Origin of the sequence: Actinokineospora sp. UTMC 2448 (assembly GCF_024760565.1) — a bacterium.
Taxonomy (GTDB): domain Bacteria; phylum Actinomycetota; class Actinomycetes; order Mycobacteriales; family Pseudonocardiaceae; genus Actinokineospora; species Actinokineospora fastidiosa.
This window is the reverse complement of record NZ_CP031087.1, coordinates 4,365,538-4,385,467: the sequence shown is the minus strand read 5'-3', so window position 1 is coordinate 4,385,467 and position 19,930 is coordinate 4,365,538. Positions and strand designations below refer to the sequence as shown.

Here is a 19,930-nt window from a genome sequence, read left to right as displayed (position 1 = left end):
CCGCTAGACCGGAGCATCCGAACGGCAAGGGGGACGAATGGCGCGTAGGCGGATCGGCGGGGCCGGTGGCGGCTCGGACAAGGGGCCGCGCAAGGCGGGCGCGGTGCTCGTCGGCGCCGTCCTCGCCGTCGGGGCGGCCCACTCCGGGGGGCTGGTGAGCGCGGGCTCGGGCGTCACCGCACGCGCGGCCGACGCCAAGAAGGTCGCCAAGTCGGGCAAGGGCAACGCCTGGTCCCGACTGGGCATGCGGGTGGGCAAGACCGTCAAGCGCTCCGGCGCCGACTGCGCGGCCGCCGCCTTCGGGGACATCCGCACCTTCTTCCTGCGCACCCCCTGCCGCTCCCTCGACCGCAAGCTCTACCCGCTCACCCTCGACAACGGCGCCGTCGTCGCCGTCTCCGTCGTCTGGGTCGGCTTCCGCACCCGGGGTCAGGCGGAGGACTTCCGCGCGCTGCACCGGATCCACGGCAACGGCGACATCCGCCCGCCAGCCCCCGGCGTCACCTTCACCGGCCACCACTACGACTCCCGCGTCCAGGGCACGTCGGTCGTCATCGCCGAGACCGAGGCCGTCTCCGGCGCGGTCGACCGCGACCTCCTGACCACCGTCGCCGAGGTCGCCGTCCTGTTCCCGCAGCCCTGAGTCAGGCGGGGAGGAGGCGGGCCGGGGCCTGGGTTGCCCACTCCAGCAACATGAGTGTCGCGTCGTCCTGGAGCGTGCCGTGTTGGTGGTCCATCACCTCGTGGATGATGCGGCGCAGGGTCTCCGGCGGCGACAGGCCCGCGATCTCGTGCCGCTCGGTAAGCGCCACCAGGCGGTCCAACCCGAAGAACTCGTTGCCGGGGCTGCGCGCCTCGGTGACGCCATCGGTATACAGCAGGACGCGGTCCTGGGGACGCAGGGTCACCTCGCCGATCCCGCTCGTGGGCCGCGCCGCCCGCACGCCCAGCGGCGGGCGCGGGCTCGGCGTGTCGATGTCGACCAGGTGCCCGTCGCGCAGCAGGACCGGCGGCGGGTGGCCGGCGAGCAGGTAGCGCAGCGTGCCGGTGCCGAGGTCGACGGTGGCCAGCACGGCCGTCGAGAACCCGCCGGTGGGCAACTCGTTGCGCAGGACGTCATCGGCCGCCGCGGCGATGCCGGACAGGTCCGCGTGCCCGCGCCGGGCGTTGCGGGTGGCGGCCAGGACCGCCGTCGTGATCAGGCCCGCGTGCAGGTCGTGGCCGGTGGAGTCGAACACCGCGAGATACGCGTGGTGGTCGTCCACCGCGTAGTCGAAACCGTCCCCGCCCGCCTGGTCGAACGGCTCCATGACGGCCGTGACGACGAGGTCCTGGCTGGCGAAGGTCCGCGGCGGCAGCAACTGGCCCAGCAACTCGCCCGCCACGGTGAACGGCCGCGTGCGGCGCAGCCGGTGGAAGGCGTCGCTGTACGGCGACTTCGCCATCACCAGGTGGCCGAGGAGCCCGACCAGCGTCCAGCACCGGGCCCGCGTGCCCGCGTCCTCGGGGTCGTCGCCGGAGGGCAGGCGCAGCAGCGCCACCCCGATCCGGTGGGTGCCGTCGACCATCGGCGCCCAGACCGCCCCCGGCTCGTCGTCGGCGATGATGTCGGTGAACTGGAACGCCCGGCCCGCTGGCGAGTCGTCCACCGCGATCGGCTCCCCGGGGCCCAGCGGCCGCAGCGAGCGTTCGGGGATGTCGACCAGGTACATGTCGATCCCGATGCCCGCCCGCAGGCACGCCGCCCGCACGAGGTCGTCGAGGTCGTCCGCGGTCGCCAGGTGCGCGGTGTCGATGATCTCGGCCAGCACCTCGCACCAGGTGGCGTGATCTCCGGCCATGGTCGTCCACGCTAGCCGCGCGGCACCCGCCCCGCCGGGTGAGCCGGTGACCAAGACCTCGCCGGGGGCGTCAGCGGTTACGCAGCGGTAGCCGATAGCCTCACTGGCGTTCGAGCGCACGCGCCAGGATGGGGAGACTGATGGGACGGTCGGTACTGGTCACCGGCGGCAACCGGGGCATCGGGCTGGCGATCGCCCGCGCGTTCGCCGAGCAGGGGGACAAGGTGGCCGTCACGCACCGTGGTTCCGGCGCGCCCGATGGGCTGTTCGGCGTGCGCTGCGACGTCACCGACGCCGCCTCCGTCGACGCCGCCTTCACCGAGGTCGAGGACGCCCACGGCCCGGTCGAGGTGCTCATCGCCAACGCGGGCATCACCGACGACACCCTCCTCATGCGGATGGACGAGGAGCAGTTCACCCGCGTCATCGACGCCAACCTGACCGGCGCGTGGCGGGTCACCAAGCGGGCCACCCGCAACATGCTCAAGGCGCGGTTCGGCCGCATCGTCTACATCTCCTCCGTCGTGGGCATGCTGGGCTCGCCGGGGCAGGTCAACTACGCCGCCAGCAAGTCCGGCATGATCGGCATGGCCCGGTCCATCGCGCGCGAGCTGGGCGGGCGCAACATCACCGCCAACGTCGTCGCGCCCGGCTTCGTGGCCACCGACATGACCGAGCAGCTGACCGAGGAGCGCCGCAAGCAGATCCTCGCCTCCGTCCCGGCGGGCCGCTACGGCAGCACCGACGAGATCGCCGCCGCGGTCACCTTCCTGGCCTCCGACGCCGCCGCCTACATCACCGGAGCCGTGCTGCCCGTCGACGGCGGCCTCGGCATGGGCCACTGACGCCACCCCGATCAAGGAGAACAAGCACCAGATGACCGGACTGCTCGCGGGCAAGCGGCTGCTGATCACCGGCGTGATCACCGACTCGTCCATCGCCTTCCACGTGGCCCGCGTCGCCCAGGAGCAGGGCGCCACCGTCGTGCTGACCGGGTACGGCAGGCTCAGCCTGGTCGAGCGGATCGCCCGGCGGCTGCCCCAGCCCGCGCCGGTGATCGAGCTGGACGTGCAGAACGACGAGCACCTGGCGACGCTGGCCGACCGGGTCCGCGAGCACGTCGACGGCCTCGACGGCGTCGTGCACGCCATCGGCTTCGCCCCGCAGACCTGCCTGGGCGCGCCGTTCATGGACGCGCCGTGGTCGGACGTGGCCGTCGCGCTGGAGGTCTCGGCGTACTCGCTGAAGTCGCTGACCGCCGCCGCGCTGCCGCTGATGGGCCCCGGGTCGTCCGTCGTCGGCCTGGACTTCGACGCCCGCGTCGCCTGGCCTGCCTACAACTGGATGGGCGTGGCCAAGGCCGCCTTCGAGTCGACCAACCGCTACCTGGCGCGCGAGCTGGGCCCGAAGGGCGTGCGGGTCAACCTCGTCGCCGCCGGCCCGGTCCGCACGATGGCCGCCAAGTCGATCCCGGGCTTCGGCGAGCTGGAGGACGCCTGGGGGGCGCGCGCCCCGCTCGGCTGGGACGTCAACGACGCCGAGCCGGTCGCCAAGTCGGTGTGCGCGCTGCTGTCGGACTGGCTGCCCGCGACCACCGGCTCCATGGTGTGGGTCGACGGCGGTGTCCACGCGCTGGGCATGTGATGGCCGACGCGCTGCTCTGGCTGTCGTTCGGCGGGCCGGAATCACCCGCCGACGTCCGGCCGTTCCTGGAGAACGTCACCCGGGGCCGGGGCGTGCCCCCGGAGCGCCTCGACGAGGTCGAGGCGCACTACCAGCACTTCGGCGGCGTCTCCCCGATCAACGCCCTCAACCGGGCCGCGATCGCCGCGGTGGAGGCCGCGTTGGCGCGTGCCGGGATCGAGCTGCCGGTCTACTTCGGCAACCGCAACTGGCACCCGATGGTCGAGGACACCGTCGCGCGGATGGCCGCCGACGGCGTCCGCAGCGCGTTGGTGTTCCCCACCAGCGCGTACGGCGGCTATTCGGCGTGCAGGCAGTACGACGAGGACATCAGCCGTGCCCGCGCGGCCGTCGCCGACGCCCCGGACCTGCTGAAGCTGCGCCACTTCTTCGACCACCCGCTGTTCGTCGCGGCGGCGGCGGACGCCGTCCGCGCGGTCGCGCCGCAGGAGTACCGGCTGGTCTTCACAGCGCACTCCGTCCCGGAGTCCGCCGACCTCGCGTCGGGGCCGCCGGAGGAGGGCGGCAGGCGCTACTCCCGCCAGATCGCCGAGGCGTCCCGCCTGGTCGCGAAGTCGCTGGGCGTCGTGGAGTACGACGTGGTGTGGCAGTCGCGCTCGGGCCCGCCGCAGGTGCCGTGGCTCGAGCCGGACATCGTCGACCACATCGAGGCCCTGCACGCCGAAGGCGTCCGGTCGGTCGTCGTGAGCCCGATCGGGTTCGTGAGCGACCACCTCGAGGTCGTCTGGGACCTCGACACGGAGGCCCGCGCGAAGGCCGAGTCCCTGGGCATGGCCTTCGCCCGCGCCGCCACCCCCGGCGCCGACCCCCGCTTCGCCGACCTGGTGGTCGAACTGATCCGCGAACACCTCGACGCCGCCGAACCCCGCAAGCTGTCGCCCTTCCCGTCGGCGGGCTGCACCCTCAACGGCGCCCCCTGCGCCACCGCCTGCTGCGAACCGGCCCGCAGGCGCTAGGGCAGCTCGCTCCTGCGGACCTTGCCCGTCGCGGTCCTCGGCAGTTCCGGGAGGAAGACGTAGTCGCGGGGCACCTTGTAGCGGGCGAGGGCCGTGCGGACGTGGTGGGACAGGTCGGCCGGGTCCGGCTGCTCTCCCCGTGGCACCACGTAGGCCACGAGGCGTTGGCCGAACTCCGGGTCCTCCGTGCCGAACACGGCGACGTCGGCGACGGCGGGGTGGCGGGCCAGGGTGTCCTCGACCTCCTGCGGGTACACGTTCTCCCCGCCGGAGATGATCATGTCGTCGGCGCGGCCGTGGATGTGCAGGCGGCCGTCGGGGTCGAGGTGGCCGGTGTCGCCGGTGTTCATGAGGCCGTCGACGATCTCCTTCGTGCCGCCGCCGGTGTAGCCGTCGAAGACCAGGGGGCCGCCGACGAAGACGGTGCCCGCCACGCCCGCCGGGACGGGCCGCCGCTGCTCGTCCAGCACGCGCACCGGGACGCCGAGGCTGGGGCGGCCGACGGTGCCCGCGGCGGCGCGCAGGTCGGCCGGACCCGCAACCGCCGCGATGCCGATCTCGCTGGAGCCGTAGCCGTTCAGCAGCACCTCGCCGAACTCGGCGCGGAAGCGCTCGGCCAGCTCCGGGCGCAGCGCGGAGCCGCCGGACAGCACGGCGCGCAGGGCCGGGGTGGTGTAGGCCGAGCGCACCTCCGGCGGCAGCGCCAGGATCCGGTGCAGCATGATCGGCACGGCCGCCACGAACGCCACCCCGTGGCGCTCGACGTCGGCCAGCAGCGCCTCAGCGTCGAACCGGCGGCGCAGCACGATGGGGGAGCGCAGCAGCACCGCCAGCGCCCAGGTCGCCAGGCCGAAGCCGTGGAACAGCGGCGGCGCGATGAGCATGGGCTCGCCGACCCGCAGCCGCGCGCGTTCGATCAGGGTCACGGCCGGGCCCAGCATCCCGAGCGCGGTCGGCGTGCGGGGCGCGCCCTTGGGCGTGCCGGTGGTGCCGGACGTCAGCAGCGTGATCCGCCCCGGCCGCACCCGCGACTCGCGCACCGGCGGCGGACCGGCGGCCAGACGGGCCACAACGGACTCGTACGCCACCGGGACGCCGATCGGGGCGGGGAACTCGTCGTCGGCGATCAGCACGTCCGCGCGCGTCGCCTCGCAGGCAGCGCCGACCTGCGCCTCGCCGAACTCGGTGTTGAGGTACACCAGGTTCGCGCCGAGCCTGCCCGCGGCCGCGGTCGCGAGCACGAACCCGCGGTGGTTGCGGCACAGCACCGCGATCGTCGACTGTGGACGGATGCCGTACTCGCCCGCCAGTCCCGCAGCGAGCCGGGCGGCGGCGTCGTCGAGCTCGCCGAACGTCATCATCCCGGCGTCGTCGATCACCCCCGGGGCGTCCGGGTGGTGCGCCGCCGCGATGCGCAGCAGGGTCGCGGGCGTGGGCCCGGTCATCCGCAACGCGCGCAGCATCGCGCCCAAGTGCTGGGGACGCACCAGGCCCGCGCCCGTGAAGACGCGCGCGGCATGGCCGAGCAGCGCGACCGTGTTCATCTCCTGGGCCTCCACCGCACCGCCGCCTCCCATGGACGACGCGACACCGCCGCGCCGAGTTCGGCCAGGTCCGCCCACCAGGGGCTGATCTTGGCAGGCCGCCGGGCGATCGCCCGGGCGAGCACGCCCGCCGCCTCGTCGGCCGACTGCCCCGGCGCGTTGGCCAGCGACGCCGTCGGCGCGCTCATCCTGGTCCGGATGAGTCCCATGTAGACCGAGCTGGCGGTGATCCCGTCCGCGGCCGCCTCCAGCGCCGCCGACCGGAAGAACACGTCGAAGGCGCTCTTGGACGCCTGGTAGGCCGCCCACCGCGGCCCCGGCGGCACCTGGACGCCGATGGTCGAGACGTTGACCAGGTGCCCGCTGCCCCGGGCGCGCATGGCGGGCAGCAGGTCGAGCAGGAGCCGGACCGGGCCGAGGTAGTTGACCGCCATCGTGCGCTGGAAGTCGTGGAACCGGCTCGCCGCCAGCGTCCGCCGGATCGACTTGCCCGCGTTGCTCACCACGACGTCCGGCGGCCCGTGCTCGGCCAGCACGCGCGCCGCCAGCTCGCCGACCGCCGCCGGGTCGCTGAGGTCGGCCGGGTAGCAGTGGCCCCGCCCGCCCGCGACCTCGGCGAGCGCCGCCGCGGTCCGGGCGGTCATCAGCACGGTCGCGCCCGCGTCCGCCAGCATCCGGGCGGTCGCCGCGCCCAGCCCGTACGACGCGCCGGTGATGAGGACCGTCCGGCCCTCGACCGCGCCCCGCAGCTCCTCGACGCCGACCCCGCCGCGCGGGCTCATCAGCGCTCCGGCCAGCCTGCTGCGGCTGATCCTGGCGGCCAGCGTGCCATCGCGGATAATCACGTTATCTGGATAGCGCCCTTATCCGGAGTCTGTCAACGACTAGGATCGCCGCATGCGCCGGGAGGAGAGCCGCACCCGCAACCGCGCCGCGCTGATCAGCACAGCCCGCGAGCTGTTCCTCCGCGACGGCTACCAGGCGACCTCGATCGCCAGGATCGCCGCCGAGTCCGGGTTCACCACCGGCGCGGTCTACTCGAACTTCGACGGGAAGGCCCAGCTCGCGCTGGTCGTGCTGCAGGAGATCCAGGCCGAGCGGCTGGCCGAGCTGGCCGCCGTGATCGACAGCGCCGACCCCGTCCAGGGCCTCGCCGACTGGACCTCGGCGGCGATGGCGTCGGGCTGGCCGCGGCTGGAACTGGAGTTCGCGCTCGACGTCCGGGGTGACGCGGCTCTCGTCCGCGCCGAGGCCGACCGGCGCCGCGCGCTCGTCGACACGCTCACCGAGGCGGTCGAGCGGCGCGGGCTGCGCGGGCCCATCCCGGTCCGCACCCTCGTCGACGCGGCCGTGAACCTGGCGATTGGTCTGGCCACGCGCAGGGTGATCGACCCGACGGTGACCGCGGACAGCCTCATCGAGCTGACGCGTGCGGCAGTGGGGCTGCTGAGCGAGGAGGGTGGCGGGGCGGTGCAGGGAACCGCCCCGCCACCAGAAGGCGGCTAGGCGCGCAACCGGACCTCGTGCCGTAGGTCCGGCGCTGGCATGGGGAACACCGCCGCGACGTACGCGATAGCGCACTCGGGGCACACCACTCGCTCGGCGGGGCGCTGTACGCAGCGCGCGTCCACCGGCATGCCGCACAGACCAGCCGTGCGGTGAGTTGGGACCAGGTGTGCCCGTCCGCGGTACACGGCGCTGGTTCCCCAGCACACCTCTCCGCGTGGATCGGGGACGATCGAGGGCATCCCGCTCACCCTCTCGGCTCGGACAGGTCGAGCCGGTTGTGCAGCTGCCTGCCGGTCTCGCTCAGGGTGACCAGCCTGCAGTCGCGCAGTTTCAGCGAGCCGACCACCAGGTGGCCCGCGCTGACCAGCTCGCGGGCGCGGGCGGTCAGGTCGGTGTCGGGCGGCAGCCCGCGCCCGGTGATCTGGTTCTTCTCGGTCAGGCCCAGCTCGCCCCGGTGCGCGCAGCGCAGCAGCACGAACCAGTCCCGGTGCCGGGCGACCTCGTCCGGCGTGCGCCTGCCGCGGCGCAGCCAGATCTCCATCAGCCGGTTGCCCGCCGACGTCAGCTCCGCCGTGACCCACCCGTCGTGCGGGTCGACGATGCTGCCCAGAGCGATGAACCCGTCCCTCCTGAGGGTGAACAGCGCGCCCACCATCAGGGCGGACAGGTCGTCCGTGCGGTGCCGCAGCACCGCGTTCACGCCGTACCCGCCGACCTCGCCGCGGGCGACCATCTGCAGCGCACCCAGGTGCGCGCCATCCAACACCGGCGGGCGCGGCAGCGCGGGCCTGTGGTCGACGAGCTCAGCGGTCATGGTGTGACTCCGGTAACAGCGTGTGGTTCAGTGTGACCACTATCGGGGAGTCGCAAGCGCCTGGCTCATCCCAATGACCCATAGCACTGTCTTATCGGCCATCCGGCCGATGATCATGGTCGGGGCCCACTCGGGAACGCCCAGGTGTGGGGCGGTATTCGTTGAGAGTTAAAGAGAATTGCGCGGCCGCGCGCACCCCCGGAGGGTCGGCGATGAGCCGCGACCCGAGGGGACTTCCAGCGGCGGAGGAGGACGGCGATCCGCCTGGAGCGGATCGCCTCAGGGAGCCGGGGTCAGCACTGGTCCGCGTGATCGGAGAACACGCGGACCGCCTCCTGCACCGCCGCCAGCCTGGCCAGCCGGACGGCGTCGTTGAGCGGGCGCAGCGCCTCGGCGCGCTTGCGGGCCGCCGACGACGAGACCGCGCTGCCGGGGGCGTCCTCCGCGGCCAGGTCGAGGATCGTCGCCACCTCGTTGGCCCGCTGCAGCACCCGCAGCGAGCGCGGCGGGGTGCCCTCCGGCCACACGGCGGCGGCCCGGTGCGCGATCCGCGCGGTGATCTCCTCGCGGACGCCCGCGCGGTGCTTGGCCACGCCCAGCTCGGTCAGCACGCCCGCGGCCACCCGCATCGCGCCGGTCAGCTCGTGCTCGGCCTCGCCGAGCGGCAGGTGCTCGACGCCCGCCGTCTCGCCGGTCGGGAACGCGGTCCAGCGCAGGACGCCGTCGGCGATGGGCTCGGGGACCAGGCCGTAGCCGGTGCCGTCGATGACGACGGCCTCGCCTGCGTGCAGCGCTGTCCCGGCGAACTCGCTGCGCGTGCCCAGCCCGCGCACGTCGCCGGGCACCGGCAGGACGAGCCGGACGCTGGTGGCGTTGACCCGGCGCAGCGCGGTCAGCAGGGACGCGACGGGCGCGCCCGCCTCGCCGCGCACGGGGAGGTCCAGTTCGGTCGCGGTGGGTTCGTCGACGGCGACCACGTCGTGCAGTTCCGACCAGTGGCCCAAGGCGTCGAGCACGTCGTCGGATGCCGCGGAGCCGGGCAGCCACGCCGAGACCCAGACCGCGAAAGTCGCACTCGGAGATGACACGGGGAGTGAGCCTACGCTGGTCGCCCGAGCGCCTTGGACAACAGGTCGCGGAACGCGTCGATGTCCTCGGTGCTGTCGAAGGCGCGGCCGGGCACCGGGTGCACGCCGCCCTCGGCCGTGCGCAGCACGAAGTTGCGCTCCGTCTCGGCCCACCCGGCGAGGTCGGCGACGGCGAGGTCGCTGTGCGCGGTGCCGTCCACGGTCATCATCCGGATGTGCCCGCCGTCGACCTCGGCGGTCACCGTCCGGCCCGCGATGGGGTTGCGGTTGAACGCCAGCCGGGCCCCCACCCCGGGCAGCGCCGCGATGAGCGCGGCGCACACCACCCCGAACACCCCCGGCAGCGGCTGCCCGATGACGATCAGCACCGCGGAGAACACCCCGAGCGCCGCGGCGAACCACGGCGACCACCGGGTGAACGGGACCATGGTGCGCACCGCGTCGGCCCAGTCGGCGGGTTCGGGTCGCCATTGCAGTCGCATGGGCGCGATTATCCGGGAGACCACGCCGTGCCGGTGTCGCCCCTGCCCGGGGCGGCACTGGCCACGGGGCTGGAGTGACACCTCGACCTCGGTTTACGTCGCCTGCGCGCCCGAATCTGCGTAGCGTCGGGGAGGTGAACACCCAGTCCCTGCCCCGCACCGTCGGTGAACTGCGCGCCACCGGGCACCAGCCCAAGTCCGTCAAGGCCGAGATCCGCGACAACCTGCTGTCCGCGCTGCGCGCGGGCCGCGACCCGTGGCCGGGCATCGTCGGGTTCGGCCAGACGGTGCTGCCGCAGCTGGAGCGGGCGCTGCTGGCCGGGCACGACGTCGTGCTGCTGGGCGAGCGCGGCCAGGGCAAGACCCGCCTGCTGCGCACCCTGGTCGGCCTGCTCGACGAGTGGACCCCGGTCATCGCGGGCTCCGAGCTGGGCGAACACCCGCTCGACCCGATCACCCCCGCGTCCCGGGCGCGCGCCGCCGAGCTCGGCGACGACCTGCCCGTCGAGTGGCGCCACCGCGACGAGCGCTACACCGAGAAGCTCGCCACCCCGGACACCTCCGTCGGCGACCTCATCGGCGACGTCGACCCGGTGCGCGTGGCCGAGGGCCGCACGCTCGGCGACCCCGAGACCATCCACTTCGGACTGGTCCCGCGCGCCCACCGCGGCATCGTGGCGATCAACGAGCTGCCCGACCTCGCCGAGCGCATCCAGGTCGCGCTGCTCAACGTCATGGAGGAGCGCGACATCCAGGTCCGCGGCTACACCCTGCGGCTGCCGCTGGACGTGCTGCTCGTGGCCACGGCCAACCCCGAGGACTACACCAACCGCGGCCGCATCATCACCCCGCTCAAGGACCGCTTCGGCGCCGAGGTGCGCACGCACTACCCGCGCAGCCTGGCCGCCGAGGTCGACCTGGTCCGGCAGGAGGCCGAGCTGGTCGCCGAGGTGGGCGACCCGCTGCTGGAGGCGCTGGCCCGGTTCGTCCGCGGCCTGCGCGAGTCCGGCGCCGTGGACCAGCGCTCCGGCGTCTCGGCCCGCTTCGCCGTCGCCGCGGCCGAGACAGTGGCCGCCGCCGCGCTGCGCAGGGCCGCGCTGACCGGCGAGGAGCCCGCCGTCGCCCGGCCGATCGACCTGGAGGCCGTGCCGTCGGTGCTGCGCGGCAAGCTGGAGTTCGAGGCGGGCGAGGAGGGCAGGGAGACCGAGCACCTGACCCACCTGCTGCGCCGCGCGGTCGCCGAGACCGCCCGCGACCGGCTCGCCGGGCTCGACCTGCGCCCGCTGGCCGACGCGGTCGCCGACGGCAACCTCGTCGCCACCGGCGAGCGCGTCCCGGCCAGCGAGGTGCTGGCCGCGCTGCCCGAGCTGCCGGTGCTGCACGAGGTCGCCGCCCGCGTCGGCGTCACCCCGGCCGACCCGGCCGGGCGCATCGCCGCCGCGGTGGAGCTGGCGCTGGAGTACCTGTACCTCACGCGCAAGGTCGCCAAGGAGTCCGAGGACGGCGCCGAGGCGGTGTACGGGCCGTGACCGTCCCCGACCGGTACCGCTACGCGCCCTTCGACGACGGCCCCGACCCGCTCGCCCCGCCGGTCGACCTGCGCGCCGCGCTGGACCGGCTCGGGCGCGACATCATGGACGGCTCGTCGCCGCGCTCGGCGCTGGAGGAGCTGCTGCGCCGGGGCGCGGGCGACACCGCGGGCCTGGACGAGCTGACCAGGCGGCTGTGGGAGCGCCGTTCGCGCATCCAGCGCCGCAACAACCTCGACGGCACGCTGCGCGAGGTCCGCGAGCTGCTGGAGCGCGCCATGGAGGCCGAGCGGCGCGAGCTGTTCCCCGACCCCTCCGACGACGCCCGCTTCCGGGAGGCGCGGCTGGACGCGCTGCCGCCCGGCACCGCGGCGGCCGTGCAGGAGCTGTCGACCTACGACTGGCGCTCCGAGCAGGCGCGCGCCGACTACCAGCGCATCCGCGACCGCATCGGCCAGGAGCTGATGGAGTCGCGCTTCCAGGGCATGAAGCAGGCGCTGAGCGAGGTCCGCCCCGAGGACGTCGAGCGCATCCGGGCGATGATGGCCGACCTCAACGACCTGCTGCTGGCCCACCTGCGCGGCGACGACACCGACGCCCGCTTCGCCGAGTTCATGCGCCGCCACGGCGAGTTCTTCCCGGAGAACCCGCGCACCGTCGAGGAGCTGATCGACGCCCTCGCCGCCCGCGCCGCCGCCGCGCAGCGGATGATGAACTCGATGAGCGACCGCCAGCGCGCTGAGCTGCAGGACCTGCTCTCCGGCGCGTTCGGCGACCCGCGCATGGCCGAGCAGGTCGCCACCCTGGACGCCAACCTGCGCGCGCTGCGCCCGGGCGAGGACTGGACGTCGTCGGCCCGCTTCCGCGGCAAGGACCCGCTGGGCATGGGCGAGGGCGCGCAGGCCATGGCCGACCTCGCCGAGATCGACGCCCTGGCCGAACAGCTCGCGCAGAGCTACCCCGGCGCCCGCCTTGAGGACATCGACCTGGAGGCCCTGGAACGCCAGCTGGGCGCTGACGCGGTCGTCGACGCCCGGCGGCTGGCCGAGCTGGAGCGCGAGCTGCGCGCGCAGGGCCTGCTGGAGCGCGCGGCGGACGGGTCGCTGCGCCTCTCGCCGAAGGCGCTGCGCAGGCTCGGCGAGACCGCGCTGTCCGATGTGGTCGGTGCGCTGCGCTCCCGCAGAGGAGCGCGCGACACGCGGCGGGCGGGCGCGGCGGGCGAGCCGACGGGCGCTTCCCGCCCGTGGCGGTTCGGCGACACCGAGCCGTGGGACGTGCCGCGCACGATCCGCAACGCCGTCGTGCGCGGGCGTCCGGTGCGCATCGATGTGTCCGATGTGGAGGTCGTGGAGACCGAGCAGCGGTCCCGCGCGGCGGTGGCGTTGTGCGTGGACACGTCGTGGTCGATGGTGCAGGACAACCGCTGGGTCCCGATGAAGCGCACCGCGTTGGCCCTGCACCACCTGGTGCGGACCCGTTTCCGCGGCGACGACCTGCAGCTGATCACCTTCGGCAGGCACGCGGCGACCGTCGACATCGGCACGCTGACCGCGCTGGAGGGCGTGTGGGAGCAGGGCACCAACCTGCACCACGCCCTGCTGCTCGCGGGCAGGCACCTGCGCGCGAACCCCGACGCCCAGCCCGTGGTGCTGGTCGTCACCGACGGCGAGCCCACCGCCCACCTGGAACCCGACGGCGAGGCGGTGTTCAACTACCCGACCACGCAGCGCACCCTGCGGAAGACCCTGGGTGAGGTGGACCGGCTGGCCCGGCTCGGCGCGTCCCTGTCGGTCTTCAAGCTCGGCGACGACGAGCGCCTGGCCCGCTTCGTCGACATCGTCGCCCGCCGCGGCGGCGGCCGGGTGGTCAACCCGGACCTCGACGGGCTCGGCCCGGCCGTCGTGGGCGACTACCTGCGCTCGCGGCGCTCGCGCTGAACCGCCGGGGCGCGCTCAGGGCGCGCAGACCCGCCACTCGCCGGACTCGCGGATCAGCGGGAACACGCGCTGTTCGAGTGCGCCGCCGACGACGTTGGTGGTCACGACGGTGAACGTCACCGGGTCGGTGCTCTCGTTGACCTGTTCGAGGGTGAGCGGGCCCAGGTCGACGAACACGTCGACGGCCTGCCCGCGGACGCGTTCGCAGGTCACCGCGCGCAGGTCGGCCACGTCCTCGGTGTTCACGGCGTCGACGAAGGTCCGGGCCGCCTTCACCGGGTCGTCGTCGGCGGCCGTCACCCCGGGCAGCACCAGGGCCGCGACCGCGCCGCCCGCGGCCGTGACCGCGACGGCCAGCCCGACCAGCACCCAGCGCGTCTTGCGCCGCGGTGTCGTGCGAGGGGCGCTCGCGCGGCGGTGGGCGGCGGGCGCCGGGGTGTCGGCCTCCCAGGTCGTCTCCGGCGGCGGGGTGCGGCGCTCGTTGAACTCGCGGCCGTCGTGGCGGACCAGCGTGGTCCAGGCCTGGCCGTCCCAGTAGCGCCGCTCCACCCGGCGCTCCGGGTCCGGCTGCCAGCCCGGGGCCAGGATGTTCTCCAGCGTGGCGGCGACCGGGGGCGCCACGTCCGGGCGCCTGCGCAGCCCCACCAGCAGCGACCAGGCGCCTGCCCGCTGCTTGGGGTCGAGCAGCCGCGAGCGCAGGTCGGTCATGATCGACAGCTGCGTGGTCTGGTCGAGCACCGGCTGGTCCAGCCGCGACCGGTACACCTCCAGGTACGGCACGGGCGGCTCCGGCGGCAGCGGCTGCGGCAGCGGGCCCGGCGGGGGGAAGGCGTCGATCGTCGCGCGCAGGCGGGGGATGCGCTCGGCGGTGCTTCCGCCCGCGTCGATCACCGCGGCGTCGGCCAGCTCAGCGGGGAACTTCGCGGCGCCCAGGCGCACCGCGGCCAGCGGCTTGCCCAGCGCCGCGGCGTAGCGCAGCTCGGCGAGGCAGCCGGGGGAGCGCACCGAGTCCGGTGAGACGACGAACACGAAGACCCCGCACCGCCGGATGCGGGACAGCACCGTGTCCCACCACTGGGGACCGTTCGGCTCGCCTCTGTCCAGCGCCACCTGCCTGCCGATCTGCGCCAGGTCGGCGCGCAATCGGGCGGCGGCGTCCCGGTCGGGGGCCGCGTGGCAGACGAACACGTGCATGACCAACTCCGCGATCAACGACCGAACACCCGGCTCGGCCGCCCCCCTGGCTGCTGCCCTCCGCAGGCGGCGACCCGGTCGTCCGCCAGCGGGACCGGCGACCGTCCGGGCCGGGCGCCGCGAGCCCAGCGGTGGGGATCGCCCGGCTGTCGCTCACGGTCCATCAGGCCCAGGATAGGCCCTGCGTCAGCATGCTTCCCGGTGAAATGGGTCTCGGCAAGTCGGCTGCCATTCAGCTGTAGTAGTACACGTGCATCTGGTGAACGTTGTCGTTGTACTTGCCGAGATAGGGCACCGGCAGCCAGAAAGTGTCGGCGCTGACGTTGTTCGAGAACAGGGACCGGTTGCACTGGACGGTGCCGATCACCGAACTCAGGTTGTTCCGCCAGTACGTCTGCCAGATGTCCAGCCGGTACCCCCGGCGGTCGCACGGACCGGAGTCGCCGTAGATGTCCTCGGAGAAGCCGCCGTAGTCGATGGCGGTGTACCAGGTCACGAGCAGCGCCCTGGCCTGCGTCTCCACGCGCGCCCCGCGCAGGCGGGCGCGGGCGTCGGCGCGGGAGGTGTCCGAGCACGCGCGGTCGATGACGGGGGAGACCGCGCCCGGCCCCTCCGGCGCGCGGCCGACGAGGGACGCGCAGTACCTGCCGCCCGGCGACGCGGGCTCGGCGGCCGCGCTCGGCGGGACGGTGACGCCGACAGCGGCGGCCACGGCGACGGCGACCGTCATGACGCGCGCGGATAAACCGGCAGGTAATCGCATCCCGACTCCCCAGTCCGAAATGGGCGGGAATTCCGGCCCACCGCAGCGGAGTGTGCCGGAGACCGGTCGCGGCGACAACCGCCCGATCGGACGAGCGGTCAGCGCCCCGACAGGGCCCGGCTGATGTCGCACACCTTCCACTCGCCGTCCTCCTCGGCGAGCGGGATGTTCAGCTTCACCGACGAGTTGCCGGACGTGCGCGCGGCAAGGACCGTGAACCTCGGGTCGGCGCCGGACACGTCGACGCTCTCCAGCGTGACGTTCGCCGTCTCGAGGAAGCCCCGGTACAGGTGCGCGTTCTCGGTGGCGTCCCGCCCGCACACGAACCGCTGCATGGCGGCCTCGTCGCGGGTGTTGACCGCGTCGACGAAGTTGCGGGCGACGTTGGTGGCGGCGTCCTGGTCCGGGCCCGAGCCCGCCCAGATGACCCCGCCGGTCGCCCCGCCGCCCAGCACCAGCACCCCCGCGGCCACCAGCAGCGGCAGGCCCCGGCGCGGCTTGGGCTCGGGGTCGGCGTGCCTGCCCTGCGCCAGCGGCAGCTCGTCGGTGCCGGTGTCCTCCAGCGCGGTCGGCAAGTGCGCCGACGACGCCGGGGGCGAGTTGCGGTCGTTGAACTCGCGGTCGCCCTGGCGGACCAGCGTCGTCCACACCTGCCCGTCCCAGTGCCGGGCGTCGAAGCGCCCGCGCGGGTCCGGCCGCCAGCCGGGGGCCAGCAGCCGCTCGATCTTCACCGCGACCAGCGGGGTCAGCTCGGCCCGGCCGCGCAGCCGGACCAGCAGGTCCCACACCGCGGGGAACTCCGCCGACGTCAGCCGCGAGCTGAGCTGCTCGAACAGCTCGTCCTGCTCGGCGGGGGAGAGGTCATCGGCGTCGATGCGCGCGAGGTAGGCGGTGAGGTAGCTGGTGGGGATGGCGGGCGGCGCGGGCAGCCTGCCGGAGAGCGGCTTGGCCATCGGCAGCGCGTTGAACGCCTTGAGCAGGGCGATCACGGACTCCGGCGTGCGGTCGACGTACTCGACGACCTCGGTGTCGCGCAGCTCCTTCGGCAGCGCGTCCCGGTCGACGGGGCGCACCCGCACGGCGAGCACGGGCCTGCGCAGCGCGATCGCGTACCGCAGCTCGGCCAGGCAGGCGGCCGAGCGCAGCGAGTCGGGGGAGAGGGCGAACACGAGGGCGCGGCAGTCGCGCACGCGCCGCAGGACCTGGTCCCACCACGCCTGCCCGCCGTCGAGGTCCCGGTCGAACCACACGGGATGCCCCAACCGCTCGAAGTCCGCGCGCAACTGGCTGATCGACGACTGGTCCCGTCGGGCATAGCTGATGAAGACGTGCATGCGGTCGACTCACGTTCACTGGCCGTACATATCGAGGTGCCCGGGACGGTATGTAAACGCGAAGGTAATCAACAGGGACCAAAGGCCCTGGTCTGTTCCCGTTTTGACCGTTGGTGTCCGCAACGTCGCAGGCCGCAGGCATGGGCGGACGCGGTCAAGGTGACCTTCGCCGCCTCGGCGCGGGATCACCCGACGATCCCCGGCTGGTCACTGTGTGTCATCGCGTTTGGCCCGGCGCGGTTCTGCGTACAGTTGTCGGGTGGACGAACTCCGCAGGCAGTTCCGGGCGCCGCTGCCCGACTCCGTCGCGGGCCTGCCCGCCGAGGCCGCCGACGACCTCGCCGCCGCCCTGCGCGACGCCCGACGGCGCCAGACCAGGCACCTGATGGCGGCGACCGAGGAGTCGCTCGAACAGCTGCCCCGGCTGATCCGCCCCCTGGTCCGGAAGGTGATCGGCCTGTGAGCGGCGCCCGCGCGGAGATCGTCAAGCTCGCCCGCCTCCTCGGCGACCCGCCCGAGCGCTTCGCCTACCTGGCCGACCTGCCCGCCGAGGACATCCGCGAACTCCGCGAGCGCGCCACCGACGTCCTCTTCGACGCCAACGCCGCCGTCTTCGAGCGCATCGCGGCCGCGAGCAGACTGGTCCCGGCCGCGATCACCGCAGTGATCGCCCAACGCGCCTTCGGCCCCCTGCTGTGCGCGCGCGTGGCGGGCGTGCTCGAACCCGAGCGGGCGGTCGACCTCGCCGCCCGGGTGTCCCCGTCCTTCCTGGCCGACGTCGCCGCCGAACTCGACCCCCGCCGCGTCGCCGCCATCCTCGCCACCCTCCCGGTCGACCGGATGCGCGCGGTCGCCGTCGAACTGATCCGCCGCGGCGACTACGTCACCATGGGCCGCTTCATCGGCGTCCTCCCCGCCCCCGCCCTCCGCGCCCTGGTCACCGAACTCTCGGCCCCCGACATGCTCCACACCGCCGTCTACAGCGACGACGACACCCGCTTCGCGGAGATCTTCGCCATGGTCCCCGACACCGAGGTCCCCGCCGTGGTCACCGCCGCCGTCGCCGCGGAGGAGCCACTGGCGTCGGACATCTTCACGGTGCTGACCCACCTGGACGCCACCGGCCTGTCCCGCCTCTCCGCCGAGGTCGACCGCCTCCCGGAGGACTCCCGCGCCACCATCGCCCGCCGAGCGGCCGCGGTGGGCCTGGTCGACCTGGCCTGATCGAGCAGCCGCCGGGTGTCCATCCCGGACCAGGCGACGCGGTCGAGCCGATCCCGCAGCCGGTGGTACCCGTCGGCTTCGGGCTCGTGCAGGTAGATCCCGACCTTTCGCAGTCCGATGTGGACAACCGGTGGATCGTCGAGGAACTCCATCAGCAACCAGGGATGCCCCACCGTCAACACTCGCGCAGGAACGATCCGCACCCCGACACCCCGCTCGATGACGGCTTGCAGGTGCGCCAGTTGCTCATCATCCGCCATATCCAGCACGGGGGCGTGGACGAAAGCGGTGTAGTCGGTCGTCCTCAGCACCTCCTGCCGCCGGATCCGGTGCTCGACGTGACGCTCGATGTCATCGACGCCACTCGCCCCGAGCACCGCGGCCGCGTAACCCGGCGTCTGCAGCAGCGGTGGGATCGTGCTCGGACACCAGTCGGTCAACCGGTGCGCTCCCGCCTCCAGACTGGTGATCCCGTCGGCATCGATCGGACATCCCGGCAACGGCGCGCTCTGCCAGACACCGTCCTGAAAGCCCGATCGAGCCATCTCGATCAGGGGCGTGCGGAGTTCGCGCGGAACCCGATACACCGTCAGCAGCGTCGCGACGTCCTCGACGGTGACATGCCTGCGGCCGTTCTCGGTCCGGCTGAGCGTCGGGACGGACATCTGCGCCTGCTCGGCGGCCTGCTCCAGGGTGAACGGCGTGAACTGGGTCCGGTACGCGCGCAGCCGCGCGCCGATCATCCGATCCCGTGTCCTCGGCGGCCGCCGCCGGTCTGTGGTGGTCATGATCAGGGACGCTAGGGACGATCCCGGAAAGGGAGTTGCCTCCGTGGCAATGTCACCTGATCGGGAGCAGACCCGCCCGATACGCCATCCCGCGCAGTTCGCGGCCTGCCGAGTCGGCGCGGGCCGTGGTCAGGAGTTCGGCGAGCACCGAGCGGGTGAAGGGGTGGTGGTGGACTCGGGTGGGGCTGATCTGTTCGGCGCGGCGGAGGGCGGTGATGGCGGCGTCGCGGTGGTTGGGCAGGTGGGCTAGGGCGCGGCCGTAGTCGGCCCAGTAGGCGGCTCGGCGTTGGGGTGAGGGGATGGCGTCGGGGATTGCCTGGGTGGCGATGGCCGCCGCGGCCGCGTGGTCGCCCGCCTCCAGGGCCACGGCCATCCGCCAGACGGCCACGTTGGAGGGGCCGAAGCCGAACCAGAGGGTGTTGCCCTCGCCGACGTGGTCCGCGAGGTCGGCGGCGTGGTCCAGGGCGGCGGCGCTCGCGGCCTTGTCTCCGCGGCAGATGGCGAGCAGCGAGTCGGTGAAGGCCAGCATGCCCGCCAGGTGTGAGCGCTCGGAGGTCGAGGTGTCGCGCTCGGTCGCGCGGAGGACGTCGGACGCCAGGTCATACGCACCGGCCGCCAACAGGCCGTGGGCGACGCCGAACGCGGCCAGGCCGCGGGGCACCGGGTCGTCCAGGGCGTCGGCGGCCTGGCGGGCGATCGTGGCGGCCTGCCAGCCGAGGTCCAGCGGCGCGCCGACGTCCCGCAGCCACGCCTGCGTCCCCTGCACATGGAGCAACGGGATAAGACGCCGGGCGTCGGGGTTGGCGTGCACGTCGCGGATCAGCATCGGCAGCGCCCGGCCGACGGCGTCGTGCTCGCACCGCTGCTGGGCGTCCAGCACCGCCGACACGCGGTCCGCCAGGACGGCCACCGGTACGACGCCGCCCGCCGGGTGTCCCATCGTCACGGCCAACAGCGCCCGCCTGACCTGGTCGACCGCCGCGTCGGTCGAGCCCCGGGCGGTGACGGGCAGAGCCTCGTGGACCAGTTCGGTGGGCGAGACGTCCAGCGCGTTCGCCAGGGCCACGATCAGCGACCGGCGGTCGACCGCGCGCTGACCGTTCTCTATCCGCGACAGGTACGACGGCGAGATGCCCGCCAGGCCCGCCACCACGGCGAGGGACTTGCCGCGGGCGTGCCGGAGGTGGCGCAACCGCCTGCCGATGTCGGACATGTGCGCTCCC

The 19,930-nt window shown here is 73.8% G+C and carries 19 protein-coding genes; 8 read left to right on the top strand and 11 right to left on the bottom strand.

The annotated features are described in order from the left end of the window. Positions 1–37: 37 nt before the first annotated feature. Positions 38–643 carry a hypothetical protein gene (locus tag Actkin_RS19915; RefSeq protein WP_258903766.1) on the top strand — a complete coding sequence of 202 codons (606 nt, stop codon included), beginning with the start codon at positions 38–40 and terminating at the stop codon, positions 641–643. A gap of 1 nt (position 644) precedes the next feature. On the opposite strand, the gene Actkin_RS19910 is transcribed toward Actkin_RS19915, so the two are convergent. Further along, positions 645–1,841 carry a PP2C family protein-serine/threonine phosphatase gene (locus Actkin_RS19910; protein ID WP_189211027.1) on the bottom strand — a complete coding sequence of 399 codons (1,197 nt, stop codon included), beginning with the start codon at positions 1,839–1,841 and terminating at the stop codon, positions 645–647. 140 nt (positions 1,842–1,981) lie between these two features. On the opposite strand from Actkin_RS19910, the gene fabG reads away from it, so the two are divergent. The 3 genes from fabG to Actkin_RS19895 are packed head-to-tail and all read left to right on the top strand — an operon-like array spanning position 1,982 to position 4,501. Beyond that, a complete protein-coding gene (fabG, locus tag Actkin_RS19905) occupies positions 1,982–2,686 on the top strand; it encodes a 3-oxoacyl-[acyl-carrier-protein] reductase (RefSeq protein ID WP_258903765.1) in 705 nt (234 codons plus the stop codon). 31 nt (positions 2,687–2,717) lie between these two features. Beyond that, entirely contained in the window at positions 2,718–3,485 is a 768-nt protein-coding gene (fabI, locus tag Actkin_RS19900; RefSeq protein ID WP_189211025.1) for an enoyl-ACP reductase FabI, read from the top strand. Beyond that, the gene (locus tag Actkin_RS19895; RefSeq protein WP_258903764.1) at positions 3,482–4,501 is read left to right on the top strand and encodes a ferrochelatase; all 1,020 of its coding nucleotides are present in this window, start codon (positions 3,482–3,484) and stop codon (positions 4,499–4,501) included. Before fabI ends, Actkin_RS19895 begins: the two co-directional genes overlap by 4 nt. Here Actkin_RS19895 and Actkin_RS19890 read toward each other — a convergent pair. After that, a complete protein-coding gene (locus Actkin_RS19890) occupies positions 4,498–6,078 on the bottom strand; it encodes an AMP-binding protein (protein ID WP_258903763.1) in 1,581 nt (526 codons plus the stop codon). The genes Actkin_RS19895 and Actkin_RS19890 overlap by 4 nt on opposite strands. Then, positions 6,042–6,890: an SDR family NAD(P)-dependent oxidoreductase gene (locus Actkin_RS19885; protein ID WP_258903762.1), complete on the bottom strand. Its 849-nt coding sequence runs from the start codon at positions 6,888–6,890 to the stop codon at positions 6,042–6,044. The genes Actkin_RS19890 and Actkin_RS19885 overlap by 37 nt, the downstream gene beginning before the upstream one ends. A gap of 52 nt (positions 6,891–6,942) precedes the next feature. Here Actkin_RS19885 and Actkin_RS19880 point away from each other — a divergent pair, with 52 nt between their 5' ends. After that, entirely contained in the window at positions 6,943–7,551 is a 609-nt protein-coding gene (locus tag Actkin_RS19880) for a TetR/AcrR family transcriptional regulator (protein WP_258903761.1), read from the top strand. A gap of 247 nt (positions 7,552–7,798) precedes the next feature. Here Actkin_RS19880 and Actkin_RS19875 read toward each other — a convergent pair whose 3' ends face one another. The 3 genes from Actkin_RS19875 to Actkin_RS19865 form a co-directional block, all read right to left on the bottom strand. Beyond that, on the bottom strand, positions 7,799–8,368 hold the full coding sequence (locus Actkin_RS19875; protein WP_189211021.1) for a hypothetical protein: 570 nt from the start codon (positions 8,366–8,368) through the stop codon (positions 7,799–7,801). A 293-nt stretch (positions 8,369–8,661) separates the two neighbouring features. After that, positions 8,662–9,456, bottom strand: a complete 795-nt coding sequence (locus Actkin_RS19870) for an Rv1486c family protein (protein WP_258903760.1) — start codon at positions 9,454–9,456, stop codon at positions 8,662–8,664. Between the two features lie 11 nt (positions 9,457–9,467). After that, positions 9,468–9,938 carry a YcxB family protein gene (locus tag Actkin_RS19865; protein WP_258903759.1) on the bottom strand — a complete coding sequence of 157 codons (471 nt, stop codon included), beginning with the start codon at positions 9,936–9,938 and terminating at the stop codon, positions 9,468–9,470. A 134-nt stretch (positions 9,939–10,072) separates the two neighbouring features. On the opposite strand from Actkin_RS19865, the gene Actkin_RS19860 reads away from it, so the two are divergent. Both Actkin_RS19860 and Actkin_RS19855 read left to right on the top strand, forming a co-directional pair. Then, positions 10,073–11,467 carry an ATP-binding protein gene (locus Actkin_RS19860; RefSeq protein WP_258903758.1) on the top strand — a complete coding sequence of 465 codons (1,395 nt, stop codon included), beginning with the start codon at positions 10,073–10,075 and terminating at the stop codon, positions 11,465–11,467. Next, on the top strand, positions 11,464–13,404 hold the full coding sequence (locus Actkin_RS19855; protein ID WP_258903757.1) for a vWA domain-containing protein: 1,941 nt from the start codon (positions 11,464–11,466) through the stop codon (positions 13,402–13,404). Before Actkin_RS19860 ends, Actkin_RS19855 begins: the two co-directional genes overlap by 4 nt. 15 nt (positions 13,405–13,419) lie before the next feature. On the opposite strand, the gene Actkin_RS19850 is transcribed toward Actkin_RS19855, so the two are convergent. The 3 genes from Actkin_RS19850 to Actkin_RS19840 all read right to left on the bottom strand — a co-directional run bounded on the left by Actkin_RS19850 (position 13,420) and on the right by Actkin_RS19840 (position 16,695). After that, positions 13,420–14,616, bottom strand: a complete 1,197-nt coding sequence (locus tag Actkin_RS19850; protein WP_258903756.1) for an Rv0361 family membrane protein — start codon at positions 14,614–14,616, stop codon at positions 13,420–13,422. Positions 14,617–14,830: 214 nt separating this feature from the next. Then, positions 14,831–15,328, bottom strand: a complete 498-nt coding sequence (locus Actkin_RS19845; protein WP_258903755.1) for a hypothetical protein — start codon at positions 15,326–15,328, stop codon at positions 14,831–14,833. Positions 15,329–15,459: 131 nt separating this feature from the next. Further along, positions 15,460–16,695, bottom strand: coding sequence for an Rv0361 family membrane protein (locus Actkin_RS19840; RefSeq protein ID WP_189211013.1), 1,236 nt, complete (start codon positions 16,693–16,695; stop codon positions 15,460–15,462). A gap of 259 nt (positions 16,696–16,954) precedes the next feature. Between Actkin_RS19840 and Actkin_RS19835 the strand changes: the two genes are divergently transcribed. Continuing rightward, positions 16,955–17,158, top strand: coding sequence for a hypothetical protein (locus tag Actkin_RS19835; RefSeq protein WP_189211012.1), 204 nt, complete (start codon positions 16,955–16,957; stop codon positions 17,156–17,158). A 514-nt stretch (positions 17,159–17,672) separates the two neighbouring features. On the opposite strand, the gene Actkin_RS19830 is transcribed toward Actkin_RS19835, so the two are convergent. Further along, entirely contained in the window at positions 17,673–18,662 is a 990-nt protein-coding gene (locus tag Actkin_RS19830) for a helix-turn-helix domain-containing protein (RefSeq protein ID WP_258903754.1), read from the bottom strand. A 97-nt stretch (positions 18,663–18,759) separates the two neighbouring features. Further along, positions 18,760–19,920 carry a helix-turn-helix domain-containing protein gene (locus Actkin_RS19825; protein ID WP_258903753.1) on the bottom strand — a complete coding sequence of 387 codons (1,161 nt, stop codon included), beginning with the start codon at positions 19,918–19,920 and terminating at the stop codon, positions 18,760–18,762. Between the last annotated feature and the right edge of the window lie 10 nt (positions 19,921–19,930).

What these genes read in the sequence shown, in the direction of transcription:
- Actkin_RS19875 (WP_189211021.1), bottom strand. Translation starts at nt 8,368, where the DNA reads ATGACCGCTGAGCTCGTCGACCACAGGCCCGCGCTGCCGCGCCCGCCG.
- Actkin_RS19830 (WP_258903754.1), bottom strand. Translation starts at nt 18,662, where the DNA reads ATGATCGGCGCGCGGCTGCGCGCGTACCGGACCCAGTTCACGCCGTTC.
- Actkin_RS19825 (WP_258903753.1), bottom strand. Translation starts at nt 19,920, where the DNA reads ATGTCCGACATCGGCAGGCGGTTGCGCCACCTCCGGCACGCCCGCGGC.
- fabI (WP_189211025.1), top strand. Translation starts at nt 2,718, where the DNA reads ATGACCGGACTGCTCGCGGGCAAGCGGCTGCTGATCACCGGCGTGATC.
- Actkin_RS19910 (WP_189211027.1), bottom strand. Translation starts at nt 1,841, where the DNA reads ATGGCCGGAGATCACGCCACCTGGTGCGAGGTGCTGGCCGAGATCATC.
- Actkin_RS19915 (WP_258903766.1), top strand. Translation starts at nt 38, where the DNA reads ATGGCGCGTAGGCGGATCGGCGGGGCCGGTGGCGGCTCGGACAAGGGG.
- fabG (WP_258903765.1), top strand. Translation starts at nt 1,982, where the DNA reads ATGGGACGGTCGGTACTGGTCACCGGCGGCAACCGGGGCATCGGGCTG.
- Actkin_RS19845 (WP_258903755.1), bottom strand. Translation starts at nt 15,328, where the DNA reads ATGACGGTCGCCGTCGCCGTGGCCGCCGCTGTCGGCGTCACCGTCCCG.
- Actkin_RS19880 (WP_258903761.1), top strand. Translation starts at nt 6,943, where the DNA reads ATGCGCCGGGAGGAGAGCCGCACCCGCAACCGCGCCGCGCTGATCAGC.
- Actkin_RS19865 (WP_258903759.1), bottom strand. Translation starts at nt 9,938, where the DNA reads ATGCGACTGCAATGGCGACCCGAACCCGCCGACTGGGCCGACGCGGTG.
- Actkin_RS19840 (WP_189211013.1), bottom strand. Translation starts at nt 16,695, where the DNA reads ATGCACGTCTTCATCAGCTATGCCCGACGGGACCAGTCGTCGATCAGC.
- Actkin_RS19890 (WP_258903763.1), bottom strand. Translation starts at nt 6,078, where the DNA reads ATGGGAGGCGGCGGTGCGGTGGAGGCCCAGGAGATGAACACGGTCGCG.